The following is a 12983-nucleotide window of genomic DNA, read 5'->3' on the forward strand; positions in this document are numbered from 1 at the left end:
TCTCCAGGGTGGGACGGAGGGGGATCGGGAGCCGCGCCGCACCGGCGGGGCGCGGCGCGGCGCGGTCAGGTGCCGGAGCGTGTCGCGAACTCCCCGTATTTGCGGGCGAGTTCATCGGCCCAATGGGGGCAGTCGCCGAGCTTGACGCTGGTGCAGTCGTAGCCCAGGAGCCGGTTCATGACGGCCGACTCGCGCTCGGTGAAGTGCACGGTCGCGTCGTCGTCGATCCGCTCGATGCCGTCGGCCCGCTGACAGTCCTCGTTGATGCGCACCGCGCGCTCCACGGTGAGGCCCTCGGGCAGGTCGAGTTCGGCCCCGTCCCGGCGTATCCGCACCGGGTAGCCGCCGGGCAGCCCGCCCGGCGCGGGCGTGTGCGCCCGTACGCCGCTGTCGGCGGCCATGCCGTGCAGCACCCGGACCGCCGACGAGGCGGTCAGCAGCTGGCCGTCGATGCCGCCCAGCCGCTTGAGGCGGTTGTCGAGCTGGGCGAAGAGCCGGTGGTGGTCCACGGCGGCCGGGGCGCCGGCGACCCGCACCTCGAGGTGGTAGGCGCCTTCGCCGGCGTCGCCGAAGCGCGGCACGTAGTGGCTGAAGTAGTGCTGGGCCACCAGCCGCAGCTCCACCTCCTCCACGGGCGCGCCCAGCAGGTGTGCCGCGCCGTGGGTCAGGGCGGGCACGATGTTGGCGACGTTGCCGATGCCCACGGTGGGGGCGAGGCCGACCTTGTCGAGCACCGGGCCGACGGCGTCCGGAAACGCGGCGTTGACGACGCGGGCCGCGGTGCCGGAGTCCCGGACCGCCCGCATCAGCAGGTGGTTGAGGGTCAGGTGCATGGGCAGCCAGGGGCCGAGCTGGGCCTCGTCCAGCTCCTCGAAGACGGGCTTCGGAAGCTGGGTGATGACGCGCCAGGACTGGAGCGAGGCGCCCATGAAGATGATGTCGGGGCGGACCCGGGCCAGGGTCTCGGCGGTGGCGGCCACGTTCCGCAGGTCCAGCCCGACGGAGCGGATGTCGGCGTGGCGGCCGAGGTTGGCCGCGGTGAAGAGGGCCAGGTTGCCGCGGCGGCGGGCGGTTTCGGCGTCCCGGCCGGCCAGCACCACCCGGCTGGTGGCGTCGTGGCCGAGCAGCAGGGTGAGCACCCTGGCCGACAGGTCGCCCATGCCGACCAGCATGATCAGAGGTTTGTCGGGTGTGGTCATGATGTCGCGCTCTCCGGTGGGGTGGGCGGGCGGGGGCGTCAGCGGGGGTAGCAGCCGTTGTCGGCCCGCAGCAGCGCGCCGGTGAGGGTGCGGGAGCCGTCGCCGAGCAGGAACACGCACACGTCGGCCACGTACTCGGGCCGGATGTCCCCGTCCAGCTGCTCCTGTCGCTTGTACTCGGCGTAGCGGTAGTCCGGGATGCGGTCCGCGATGGCGGTGTTCACGATCAGGCCGGGGGAGACCACGTTGACGCGGATGTACGGGGCGAAGTTCATCGCGTTGGACTTGGTGAGGCCGATGACGCCGGCCTTCACGGTCCCGTAGAGCGCGTCCGAGCTGCCGACCTCACCGGCGACCGAGGCCAGGTTGACGATCGCGCCGCGCCGCCGGGCGGGCAGCAGATGGTCGGCGAAGCGCCGCGACAGCCACACGGGGCCTTTCACATTGACCGCGATGACGCGCTCGATGGTGGCGTCGTCGTACTCCCACACGGGCTGGCCCAGGTACAGGCCCGCGTTGTTCACCAGGGCGTCGGTGTCGGGGTGCGAGGCGAGGACCGCGTCCATGAACGTGTCGCACTCCTCGTGCGAGGCCACGTCGCGGACATGGGTCTCCAGCGGCCGGCCCTGGTGTTCCTCGGCGAGCTCCTTCAGCCCCGCCTCGTCGATGTCGCAGGTGACGACCGTGCGTCCGGCGTCGAGCAGCCGGCCCACCAGGGCCCGGCCGACGCCGCTCGCGCCGCCGGTGACGATCACCGTGCCTGTGGTCATGTCAGTGCCTCCTTGTGGTCCGGCCGGAGCCGGAAGCTGTCGAGGTGTTCGTAGAACGGGCGGCAGTAACGGGCGAAGTCGCGCAGATGCGGCGTGTCCTCATAGCCGAACCGGTAGTTGCGGCGCGGGGCCCGGATGCCGTCGCTGGCGGAGACATCGGTGTGCCAGCCGCTCCAGGTGGCCCACTCGGGCCGCTCGCCCTGTGACCACCGCAGCGCCTCGGGCCGGAACGGGATGCCGACCGCCTCGCAGTAGGCGGCGATGGTCTGCTCCGGGCGGGTCGCCAGGTCCTCGGCGTTGATGACCAGCGGGGTGCGTCCGGTCAGCTTCCGTACGAAGTCGAAGAGCCGGGCCAGCTGCTCGTATCCGAGCACCTCGCGGGTGACCCCGGGGTGCACCGTGGCATGGGAGAGAACGGCTTCCTCGGGGTCGCGGACCAGGAAGGTGTTGATCTGGCCCAGGAGGTACCGCGGGTCGGCCAACAGGTGGTCGAGACAGTGGTACGGGAAGTCCTTGTGGAACACGGGGCCCTGGCGCCGGGCGTCCTCCATCATCCGCTTGATCTCGGGATAGGTGAGGGGGTGGCCGGGGCGGGGGTGTTTGTGCGGGATCTCGGCGCGCTTCTCGTGCATGAAGTAGACGTAGGCGAACTCCTCGTGGAACACCGTGAAGTCGCCTCGCTCGATGAAGGACCGCTCCAGGGCCGTGGACATCGAGCGGGGATGGCTCCACAGCGCCACGGACGGCGCGCGCGGGTCGGGTGCGGTCATGGCGGGCGTCACCTCGTGGAGAGGACCAGGGGCCGCGCGGAGGCGGACAGCGTCTGGAACTGATGGGCGATGAAGTCGAGCAGCTTGCGGGTGTTGCCGAGCACTTCGGTGTACGTCGACACGAAGGCGCCGTAGTGGGCGAACTCGTGGGGGGCCATGCCGTGCGGCTCGTAGGCGCGGTGGAACGAGGGCAGCCACATCAGCTTCTCCAGCACCTGCTCCGGGATGTCCGCGGAGATGGCGTCGGGGGTGAAGGCCGGCGCCTCCCGGTCGCGGCGCATCACGTCGGCGACGAACCGGGGCTTGCAGGTGTAGGCGATGGCGCCGCCCGCGCTGTGTTCGAGATGCATGCTCAGGGTGTCGAAGCCGAGCTTCGGGTCGTCGGCCTCCAGGCTGGACACCAGGGGCTTGACCGGCAGGCCGTGCTCCTCGACCAGGCGGTGGATGCGCTTGAGGATGGCGAGCTCGCCCCAGCGGAGGTCGGTGGGGGTGAGGTCCAGGCCACGGATGGCGGCCTCGTAGCGCAGGTCGGTGTTGGCCCCGAAGCGGCCGATCATATGGGTGAACACGGCGCGCCAGCGGCGGGTGTCGACGCCCTCGCGGCGGGCCCGCCGCAGCCCGGCGCGGACCGCCTCGGCGTAGGCGAGGAACTGCGGGACGGTGTAGGAGAGTGTGCCGTTGACGGAGATACCGCGGCCCACCAGCTCCCGGACGACCTCGTAGCCGGCGGCCGAGCCGGGCACCTTCACCATCAGGTTGGGGGCGATCCGGGAGATCCGCAGCGCCTGCTCGGTCATCAGCTCGGCGTTGAACGTCAGCCGTGGGTCCAGCTGTCCCGACACCCAGCCGAACCGGCCGTCGGTCGCCTCCCACATCGGCAGCATGTGCAGCGCCGCCCTTCTGAGGGCCTCCTCGTAGACGTTCCGGAAAACGCCTTCGACGTCCGGGAACGGCTGCCGGGCGATGAACTCCCGGATTTCCCCGCGCCACGGCTCGGGGGTGGCGAGGATGGACTGGGCCACGAGCGAGGGATTGGTGGTGATGCCGCGCACCAGGGAAGTGCCGGGGGCTTCGGGGAGCAGAAAGCGTTCCAGCTCGGCGGACCACCGTGCGTAGGAGTCCCCGTCGGGCGCGTCGGCGAGAAAACGGTCCCGCCAGCGGGGAAAGTCCAGCGGGGAGGAGTCCCACCAGATCTCGGTGCCGGGACTGACCCGTTGCAGTTCTTCGAGAATGAGCGACATACGAGAGGTACCTTCCGATCCGGTCCCCGGAATTCGGGGGAGTCAGGGGCGAGCCGGGCCGAGCGGGCGGACAGCGCACTCACGGGCCGCTGCCGGGGTGCTGACGGGGCTCACGGAACGCGCCGGGCCGGTGCGGGGGCGGGGCGGGCGGGGCGGGCGAGGTGTCACGGAATCCAGGAGGGCGGGCAGCGCGCTCATGGCCGGGAAGGTGACGGCGCCGGCCGCCGCCAGGACATCGGCGGTCCCGCTCTCGGGCGGGGCGTAGCCGAACACCGGCATCCCGGCGGCCACCGCGGCCCGTACCCCGACCAGGCTGTCCTCGACCACCGCGCAGCGGTGGGGAGCCACGCCCAGGTCGGCGGCGGCGTGCAGGAACAGCCCCGGATCGGGCTTCCAGCAGCCGACTTCGTACGCGCTGTAGATCCGGGACGCGAAGAGCGGCAGCAGGCCGGTGAGCCCGAGCGTGTGCCGGATCTTGTCGCGGGGAGCGCTGGACGCGGCGCAGTAGGGGACGGTCAGCCCCTCGACGACGCCGCGCACGCCCGGCACGGGCGTGAGCTCCGCGGTGAAGAGCCGTGCCGAGCGGCCCCGGAAGTCCCGGACGAAGTCCTCCGGAAGGTTCCGGCCGCGGCGCGCCCCCAGCTCGGCCACCCATTCCGCGACCTTGCGGCCGCGAATGAAGGCCAGTGCCTCGGCGGGCGACAGGTCGAATCCGTATTCCGTGCCCATCTCGTGCAGGGCGCGGGCGCTGAGCCGTTCACTGTCGACCAGCACGCCGTCGCAGTCGAAGATGACGAGATTCCGAGCGGGATTCCGTGCCGTCGTGGCTTCCATGACTTCAGGACAGCAGTGCGTCCTTACGATCCGATTCTCGCTCGATAACGAGCCCATGAGACGGATGAAAGGTCGCCAAAGTCGAACAAATCGGACCGAGTTGACAGAGTCGTGCGCGATACCGGTCCGGATGTGGATGGCCCGCGCGAGCCGCGGCTACGTTCCAGTCATCCGGGGTTCGTCCGCATGAGAGGAAATCCCATGAAGTTCGGAGTTCTCGGCCCGCTGTCCGTCACGGATTCCGTGACGCCCGCACGCCGTTCGGTGTATTCCGGGAATTCCGGTGGCACCGCGAATTCCGCACGGACCGGTGCGCACGACGACCTCCTGCCCTCCCCTCCGAAGACCCGCCAACTGCTCGCCCTGCTGCTCGTGCACGCCGGCACACAGGTCTCGCTCGACACCTGCGTACAGGAGCTGTGGGGGGACGACTCGCCGCGCAGCGCCGTACAGAGCCTGCACACCCGGGTGTTCCACATCCGGCAGGCCCTGGCGAACCTGCCCTCCGTCGGGACGGCGCACGCGGCGAAGCGGATGCTGGAGACCCGGCACCAGGGTTATCTCCTCCACCTCCCTGACGGCGCCCTGGACCTGTACGCGCTGGACGGACACCTGGCCGAGGCCCGGCGCGCCCAGGCCGCCGACGACGATCTGCGGCTCTCCGCCGCGCTGCGCTCGGCGCTCGGCCTGTGGCGGGGCAGGACCCTCGTCGACATCGAGCACGGCGCTCATATCGCCGCCCAATCCACCCGGCTCGAAGGGATCCGCATGACGGCCCTGGAGCAGTGCCTGGACGCCGAGCTCCGGCTCGGTCTGCACCACCAACTTCTCTCCGAACTCGGCCACCTGGTCTCCCACCACCCGGTGCACGAGAACCTTCACGCCCAGTACATGCTCGCGCTGTACCGCTCCGGCCGCACGGCCCACGCGCTGGAGGTGTACCGCGGCCTGAGCCGCCACCTCGCCGAGGAACTCGGCATCGAGCCGTCGCACAAGCTGCGCAGCCTCCAGACCGCCGTGCTCACCGACAGCACCACGCTGGACGTGACGCCCCCGGAGAACCTGCGGCTCTCCCTCGATCTGGCGGCCGCCCGATGAGCCGGACCGAGCCGGGGGCGGCCGGACCCGTCACCGCGCCGCCACGCCCGCACCCGCGCCCGGCCGCGGCGTCCGAGGCCGCCTCCGAGGCCGAGGCGCGCCGGATACGCCGCGCGCAGAACCGGATCGTGGTCTGCGCCGGTGGTGGCGAGGTGTGCGACGGCTGGGTGTTGGGCGTGGTGGGCGCGGCCATGCCGCTCGCCCGCACCGATCTGTCGCTCGGCACCCTGTCCGCCGGGCTGATCGGCGCGGCGTCCCTGATCGGCATCTTCCTCGGCGGCCTGTGCTTCGGCCCGCTCGCGGACCGGATCGGCCGCCGCCGCATGTACCTCGTCGATCTCGGGATCTTCCTCGTCGGGTCACTGCTCCAACTCGTCGTCGACAGCGGCGCCGAACTCTTCGCCGTACGGCTGCTCATGGGCATCGCCGTGGGCGCCGACTACGCCATCGCCGGGGCCCTGGTCGCGGAGTTCGCGCCCACGCACCGCCGCGGGCGGCTGCTCGCCTCGCTGATCGCGTACTGGTACGCGGGATATGTACTGGCCACGGTCCTCGGGGCGGCCCTCACCGCGTGGAGCGACGATCCGGGGCTCTGGCGCTGGATCCTGGCCAGCAGCGCGCTGCCCTCCCTCGCGGTCCTGATCGGCCGCACGGGCACCCCCGAGTCGCCGCGCTGGCTGGCCGGCCGGGGCAGGAGGGCCGAGGCCGACGCGGTCTGCCGGCGCTGGCTCGGCACCCGGCTCGACGACCTCGACGAGACCATGGGCGCGCCGCCCGGTGGTGCGCGCACCGGGTTCGCCACGCTCCTCTCCCCGGCCTACCGCCGCAGAACGCTGTTCACCAGCGCCTTCTGGCTCTGCCAGGTCACCCCGTTCTTCGCGATCTCCACCTTCGCCCCGCAGGTGTTTGCCTCGCTGGGCGCCGCCGACGACGGTGTCGGTGAGACCGCGCTGAACTGCTTCCTGCTGGTGGGCTGCCTGTGCGGCACGTACCTGATGGACCGCACGGGCCGCCGGCCCCTGCTGATCGTCCCCTTCCTCGTCACCGCGCTCGCCCTGCTCGTGCTCGGACTGTGGCCGCACGGCCCTCAGTGGATGGTCGTGGGCTGCTTCGCGCTGTTCGGGCTGTTCCACGCGGGCTCCAGCACCCTCCAGGCGGTCTACCCCAGCGAGGTGTTCCCCACCGCCGTCCGCGCCACCGGCATCGGCCTCGCCGCCGCCACGAGCAGGATCGGCGCCGCGGCCGGCACCTTCCTCGTGCCGATGGGGCTCCAGGCGTGGGGAGCCGGCGCGGTCATGCTCTGCGGTGCCGCGCTCTCCCTCGCCGGCGCCGCGGTCTCCGCGGCCTGGGCCCCCGAGACCAGCGGGCTGGAACTGGCCGCGGCGAGCACTCCGGACGAGGGCCGGGCGCACGCAGCCAGGTGAGACCGGGCCCATGACCCATGACCCAAGCCCCATGCCCCATGACTCATGCCCCATGACCCAGTTCCCATGACCAAGGACCGAAAGGAGCAAGACACGCCATGTCCCGTCGTCTGTTCACCTCGGAGTCCGTGACCGAAGGTCATCCCGACAAGATCGCGGACCAGATCAGCGACACGATTCTCGACGCGCTCCTGCGCGAGGACCCGGCGTCCCGGGTCGCCGTCGAGACACTGATCACGACCGGCCTGGTCCTGGTGGCCGGCGAGGTCACCACGAACGCCTACGCGCCGATCCCGCAACTCGTCCGCGAGAAGATCCTGGAGATCGGCTACGACTCCTCGAAGAAGGGCTTCGACGGCGCCTCCTGCGGCGTGTCGGTGTCGATCGGCGCGCAGTCCCCGGACATCGCCCTCGGCGTCGACACCGGCGGAGCGGGCGACCAGGGCCTGATGTTCGGCTACGCGACCGACGAGACCCCGGAACTGATGCCGCTGCCCGTCCATCTCGCGCACCGGTTGGCCAGGCGCCTGTCCGAGGTCCGCCGGAACAGGACGGTCCCCTACCTCCGCCCCGACGGCAAGACCCAGGTCACCGTCGAGTACGACGGCGACCGGCCGGCGCGCCTGGACACCGTGGTGGTGTCGTCCCAGCACGCCTCCGACATCGACCTCGACGCGCTGCTCACCCCGGACATCCGTGAACACGTCGTGGACCATGTGCTGGCGGGGCTGGCCGAGGACGGCATCAAGCTGGACACCGAGGACTACCGGCTGCTGGTGAACCCGACCGGGCGGTTCGAGATCGGCGGTCCGATGGGTGACGCCGGCCTCACCGGCCGCAAGATCATCATCGATACCTACGGCGGCATGGCCCGCCACGGCGGCGGCGCCTTCTCCGGCAAGGACCCGTCCAAGGTCGACCGCTCGGCGGCGTACGCGATGCGCTGGGTGGCGAAGAACGTGGTCGCGGCCGGCCTGGCCACGCGCTGCGAGGTGCAGGTGGCCTACGCGATCGGCAAGGCCGAGCCGGTCGGCCTGTTCGTGGAGACCTTCGGCACCCACACGGTGCCCACCGCCAGGATCGAGAACGCCATCACGGCGGTGTTCGACCTGCGCCCGGCCGCCATCATCCGCGACCTCGACCTGCTCCGCCCCATCTACGCCCAGACCGCCGCCTACGGCCATTTCGGCCGCGAGCTGCCCGAGTTCACCTGGGAGCGCACCGACCGGGTGGACGCCCTGCGCCGCCATGCGCACGGCACCTGGTGATCCGCCATGACGCAGAGAAGGTCCGGGAGCTCCGCGCAGCAGCCCGCGAGCCCCGTCCTGAGCGGCCTCGCCGCGGAAGGGGTGTCCGTCTGGCTCGACGGGCTCACCAGATCCGCGCTCGCCGACGGGTCGTTCGCGGCCTGGGTACGGGGCGGGGCGGTGACCGGGGCGGTGCTGTCCGCGGCGCCGCTCCTGCGGGAGGTCCGGGCGCGTGCGGGGCACCCGTACCGCGAACAGATCGACACGCTCGCCCGCCGCCGCACGGCTCCGGAGGCGATCGTGCGGGCCCTGTTCTCGCACGACGCCCGCTGGGCGTGCGACCTGCTCGCCCCCGTGCACGCGGCGGCCGACGGGCTCGACGGCTGGGTGTGCGTGGACCTGCCCCAGGACACCGCCCGTGACACGTCCTCGGCCCTCGCCGCGGCGAAGTCGCTCGCCCGCGTGGTCAACCGCCCCAACCTGCTGATCCGGGTGCCCGCCACCGACGCCGGGACCGACCTGGTGAGTGTCTGCGCGGCCGAGGGCATCGGCGTCAACGCGGCCCTCGTCCACTCGGTGGACCGCTACACCGACGTCCTGGACGCCTACTGGCAGGGGCTGGAGCACGCGCTGCGCACGGGACGGGACCTCTCCCGCCACGTCTGCGTCGTGACCGTCGAAGTGGCCGACGTGGAGCGGGCCGTCGACCGGGCTCTGGCGAGGAGCCCCGGGGGGACCGCCGCCGGCCAGCTGCGCGGCCGCACCGCGCTCGCCCTCGCGCGTGGCGTGTACGACATCCACGAGCGCGCCCTGGACAGCGGCCGCTGGGGCGCGCTGCGCCGGGCGGGGGCGCGCCCGTACCGCATCGGGTGGTCCGGCGCCGACGCGGAGCGGCCCGCGGCCGACCTCGACACGGCCGGGCGGATCCGGCACGTCGAGGAGATCGTGGCCTGGCGGACCGCCCATCTGCTGGCCCCCGGCATCCTGACCGAGGTGGCCGCGCGCGCCGCTCCGGACGGTGACTCGCTCACCGGAGAGGGCCCCACGGCGAGGGAGTTCTGGGCGCTCCTGCGGCAGCGCGGCGTGGCCGTGGACCGGCTGGCCGGCGAGCTCACCGAGCACCGCGTACGGCGGCTGCGGCGGCACGGCGACGGCCTGCTCGCCGCCGTCCGCGAGACCCCTTCGGTCAGGGCGTACGGCTGACCAGCGGACCCGGGCGGTCCGCGGTCTCCGTCCGCCGGCCCGGGAACGCGCCGCCCACCAGGGCGAGCAGCGGCGCCGCCTTGACCGCGGTCTCCTCGTACTCGGCCGCCGGGTCGGACAGCGCGGTGATCGCGCCGCCGACGCCGTAGCGCACCCGGTCCGGGGTGACCACCGCCGTACGGATCACGATGCTCAGGTCGGCGGCGCCCAGCAGGGAGAAGTAGCCGATGGCCCCGGAGTACAACCCGCGGGCCCCGCCCTCCAGTTCGTCGAGGATCCGCATGGTGCGCTCCTTCGGCGCGCCGGTCATCGAGCCGCCGGGAAACGCGGCGCGGACGCAGCCCACCGGCCCGCACTCCGGCCGCAGGGTGGCGCGGACCGTGCTCACCAGCTGGTGCGCCGTCGCGTAGGTCTCGACCGAGAACACCTCGCGGGCCTCGACCGAGCCGATCTCCGCGCATCGCCCGAGGTCGTTGCGCACCAGATCCACGATCATCAGGTTCTCCGCCCGCTCCTTCTCGTCCCTCCGCAGTTCCTCGGCGAGGGCCCGGTCCCGCTCGGGCGAATCGCCGCGCGGCCGGGTGCCCTTGATCGGCCTCGACTCCGCCGTGCCGTCCGGGCCCACTCGCAGAAAGCGCTCGGGCGAGCTGCTGAGCACGGACAGGTCGCCGAGCCGCAGAAAGGCCGCGTGGGCTCCGGGGCTCGCCGCGCGCAGCCGGCGGTACCCCTCCCACGGGTCGAGCCGCACCCGCACCTCGGCCATGTTGGTCAGACAGATCTCGTACGACTCGCCGGCGCGGATCAGCTCCTGGCAGCGCTCGATGAGGGCGAGGTAGGCGTCGCGGTCGTGGCGCAGGGTGATCTCCGCGAAACCGCCGGCGGGCGCCGGCCGCGGCGGGGGCATGGGCGGCGCGGCGGCGAGGCCGGCCAGCCGCTCCCCGGTGTCGCGCAGCCAGGCCTCGGCCTCGGCCGCGTCGCCCTCGGGCGCCAGCGCCAGCAGATAGGTGGCGTCCTCATGGTGGTCGAACACCACGGCCCGGTCGGCGAAGACCATCGCGGCGTCGGGCTCCGGGGACTGGTGCGCCGCCTCGCCCCCGCACTCCGCCTTGAGTCCGTAACCGAGGCAGCCCACCCAGCCCAGGGCGAACCCGAACGGCAGGCGGGGCGGCGCCGTGACCGCCATGGACCGCAGGTCCTGATCGAGCCAGTCCAGGAAGCCGCCCGTGACGACGGTGTCCCCGCCGTCGGCCGAGCGCACGCGCACCGTGCGGCTGCCGACGTCCGCGGTGACGACCCGGGCAAGCGGCCCGGAGGCGTCCCCCATGAACGAGAAGCGGCCGCCGAGCGCGTCGTCGGTGCGGCTGCTGTCGAGCCAGAACGACTCCGGGCTGTCCGCGTACAGCGCCGCGAACACGGCCTCGTCGCTCCATCGGGTCGGCAACCGGCGCAGGTGCATCTCGAGCCGTCGGCGTATCACGGCTGTGCGCGGGCGCGGCGCCGCCCGGCGGGCCGGGGCCGCGCGCCGCGCCCGGCCGGCCTCCGGTCCGAGGAAGTTCTCCAGCAGCCGCAGGCCGTGCTCGGTGCCCACCGACTCGGGGTGGAACTGCACTCCCCACAGCGGCCGTTCCCGGTGCCGCAGACCCATCAGCACACCGTCCGCCGTCCAGGCCGTCGCCTCGAAGCCGTCCGGCAGGCCGGTCACGGCCAGCGAGTGGTACCGCACGGCGTCGAACGGGCTCGGCACCCCGGCGAACACGCCCTCCCCGGTGTGGTGCACCGGCGACACCCGCCCGTGCCACGGCTCCGGTGCCCGGCCCACCACGGCGCCGCCCGCCAGGGCCACCCCCTGGTGTCCCAGGCACACGCCGAGCAGCGGGACGTCCACGCCGCCGTCCAGGACGGCCCCGACCACCTCCCGGCAGATGCCGAAGTCGGCGGGGCGGCCGGGGTGTCCGGGGCCGGGGGAGATGACGACCCGGTCGAACGACGCGAGATCGGCCGTCCGCCAGTGCGGGTCGTCATGGGTGACGACCACCGGCTCCCGGCCGGAGACCCGGGCCAGATCGTGGAAGAGGTTGTACGTGAACGAGTCGTGGTTGTCGATCAGCAGCGTACGCATGCGTGCCCAGCCTCCCGAGTGCCGTGTCGTGTGCGGTTCTTCGCTCTCACACCCGGACGAGCCGGCGGTCCCGGCCGCGCGCCGGGCGAGTGGTCGCCGGGCGGATCTCCAGCAGCACATGCCGTATCGGATCGGTGCCCTCCAGCACCGTGCGGCTGCGCACCGTGCGCAGTTCGCGGCCGCACTCCGCCGCGATGCTCCGCAGGGCGTCCGGCTCGCCGCGATCGCAGAAGTGCAGCAGCGCCCTGCCGCCCTCGGTGAGATGGTCCGTCACCTCCGACAGATAGCGACGGTGGGCCTGGTAGCCCGGGTCCACATACGCGCGCTCGTGCATCGACCCGTAGGCGTAGTCCTCGGGCGCCCGCACATAGTTGGAGCTCCAGAAGATCCGGTCGAACCGCCGGCCCTCCAGCGCCGAGAACAGATCGCTGCACACCGCCGTCACCCGGTCCTCGACGCCGTGCCGCGCCGCGTTGACGCGGGCGTTCTCCACGGCGAGCGGGTTGATGTCCGCCGCCACCACGGTGGCGTGGCCGCCGAGCGCGGCCTGCACCGAGATCACACCGCTGCCGCACCCGATCTCCAGCAGCGACCGGCCGGCCGACGCCTTCCGCTGCGGCAGCGGGGTACCCAGGCCGAGGAAGTCCGCGGCGACGCCGGTCGAGGGCGAGTACGGCGGGGCGAACACATCGTCCAGCAGCTCCCACTCGCGGCCCAGCATGGTGAACTCCCGGGGGCGGTCCGGCCGGGTCCGCGAGGCGCGGCTGCGCTCCAGCGACCGGATGTGACTGCGGATCCCGCGGGTGTCCCGTCCGTACTGCATCGAAAGTCCCTCCTGACTCGGCCGCGGTTCGCGGACCGCTCGATGAGCCGTTCCTCTTTCACCTTTCTCGGCACCCGCGCGGCCGAGGAAGGTGATCCGGGGACAGAGCTGAGGATTTCCGTGGTGAGATCACCACACTGCACGCAAGTGACCTGCGTTACATTGAGGAGAAGCTGCGAGACACGGGGAAGGCGTTCTTCTGCGCCGCGCGATCCGCGGGGCGACATCATCAACGGGGTGAGTGGGGAGGCGCGA

At 72.4% G+C, this 12983-nt stretch carries 11 protein-coding genes; 4 read left to right on the forward strand and 7 right to left on the reverse strand.

Annotated elements, in window-relative coordinates; translation table 11 throughout:
- Nucleotides 1-65 precede the first annotated feature (65 nt).
- From ABTY62_RS02775 to ABTY62_RS02795, 5 genes are read right to left on the reverse strand one after another with little or no spacing between them, the layout of a single operon-like run.
- Complete coding sequence (locus ABTY62_RS02775) at nucleotides 66-1199, reverse strand: hypothetical protein (protein WP_352127539.1); 1134 nt, start codon at nucleotides 1197-1199, stop codon at nucleotides 66-68.
- Between the two features lie 38 nt (nucleotides 1200-1237).
- Nucleotides 1238-1969 carry an SDR family NAD(P)-dependent oxidoreductase gene (locus tag ABTY62_RS02780; RefSeq protein WP_352127540.1) on the reverse strand — a complete coding sequence of 244 codons (732 nt, stop codon included), beginning with the start codon at nucleotides 1967-1969 and terminating at the stop codon, nucleotides 1238-1240.
- A complete protein-coding gene (locus ABTY62_RS02785) occupies nucleotides 1966-2739 on the reverse strand; it encodes a sulfotransferase-like domain-containing protein (RefSeq protein ID WP_352127541.1) in 774 nt (257 codons plus the stop codon). The genes ABTY62_RS02780 and ABTY62_RS02785 overlap by 4 nt, the downstream gene beginning before the upstream one ends.
- Nucleotides 2740-2747: 8 nt before the next feature.
- Nucleotides 2748-3980, reverse strand: coding sequence for a transaldolase family protein (locus ABTY62_RS02790; RefSeq protein WP_352127542.1), 1233 nt, complete (start codon nucleotides 3978-3980; stop codon nucleotides 2748-2750).
- Nucleotides 3981-4022: 42 nt separating this feature from the next.
- A complete protein-coding gene (locus ABTY62_RS02795; RefSeq protein WP_352127543.1) occupies nucleotides 4023-4814 on the reverse strand; it encodes an HAD-IA family hydrolase in 792 nt (263 codons plus the stop codon).
- 201 nt (nucleotides 4815-5015) lie between these two features.
- Here ABTY62_RS02795 and ABTY62_RS02800 point away from each other — a divergent pair, with 201 nt between their 5' ends.
- From ABTY62_RS02800 to ABTY62_RS02815, 4 genes are all read left to right on the forward strand, one after another.
- A complete protein-coding gene (locus tag ABTY62_RS02800) occupies nucleotides 5016-5912 on the forward strand; it encodes an AfsR/SARP family transcriptional regulator (RefSeq protein ID WP_352127544.1) in 897 nt (298 codons plus the stop codon).
- Nucleotides 5909-7336: an MFS transporter gene (locus ABTY62_RS02805; protein ID WP_352127545.1), complete on the forward strand. Its 1428-nt coding sequence runs from the start codon at nucleotides 5909-5911 to the stop codon at nucleotides 7334-7336. Before ABTY62_RS02800 ends, ABTY62_RS02805 begins: the two co-directional genes overlap by 4 nt.
- A 98-nt stretch (nucleotides 7337-7434) precedes the next feature.
- The gene (metK, locus tag ABTY62_RS02810) at nucleotides 7435-8604 is read left to right on the forward strand and encodes a methionine adenosyltransferase (protein WP_352127546.1); all 1170 of its coding nucleotides are present in this window, start codon (nucleotides 7435-7437) and stop codon (nucleotides 8602-8604) included.
- Between the two features lie 6 nt (nucleotides 8605-8610).
- Entirely contained in the window at nucleotides 8611-9786 is a 1176-nt protein-coding gene (locus ABTY62_RS02815) for a transaldolase family protein (protein WP_352127547.1), read from the forward strand.
- Here the strand turns inward: ABTY62_RS02815 and pabB are convergent.
- Nucleotides 9770-11905 carry an aminodeoxychorismate synthase component I gene (gene pabB, locus ABTY62_RS02820; protein WP_352127548.1) on the reverse strand — a complete coding sequence of 712 codons (2136 nt, stop codon included), beginning with the start codon at nucleotides 11903-11905 and terminating at the stop codon, nucleotides 9770-9772. The two genes, ABTY62_RS02815 and pabB, sit on opposite strands and share 17 nt — an antisense overlap.
- Before the next feature lie 46 nt (nucleotides 11906-11951).
- The gene (locus ABTY62_RS02825) at nucleotides 11952-12728 is read right to left on the reverse strand and encodes a 50S ribosomal protein L11 methyltransferase (protein ID WP_352127549.1); all 777 of its coding nucleotides are present in this window, start codon (nucleotides 12726-12728) and stop codon (nucleotides 11952-11954) included.
- Nucleotides 12729-12983 lie beyond the last annotated feature (255 nt).

The organism is Streptomyces sp. NPDC097640 (assembly GCF_040302705.1).
In the GTDB taxonomy this organism is placed as follows: Bacteria; Actinomycetota; Actinomycetes; order Streptomycetales; family Streptomycetaceae; genus Streptomyces.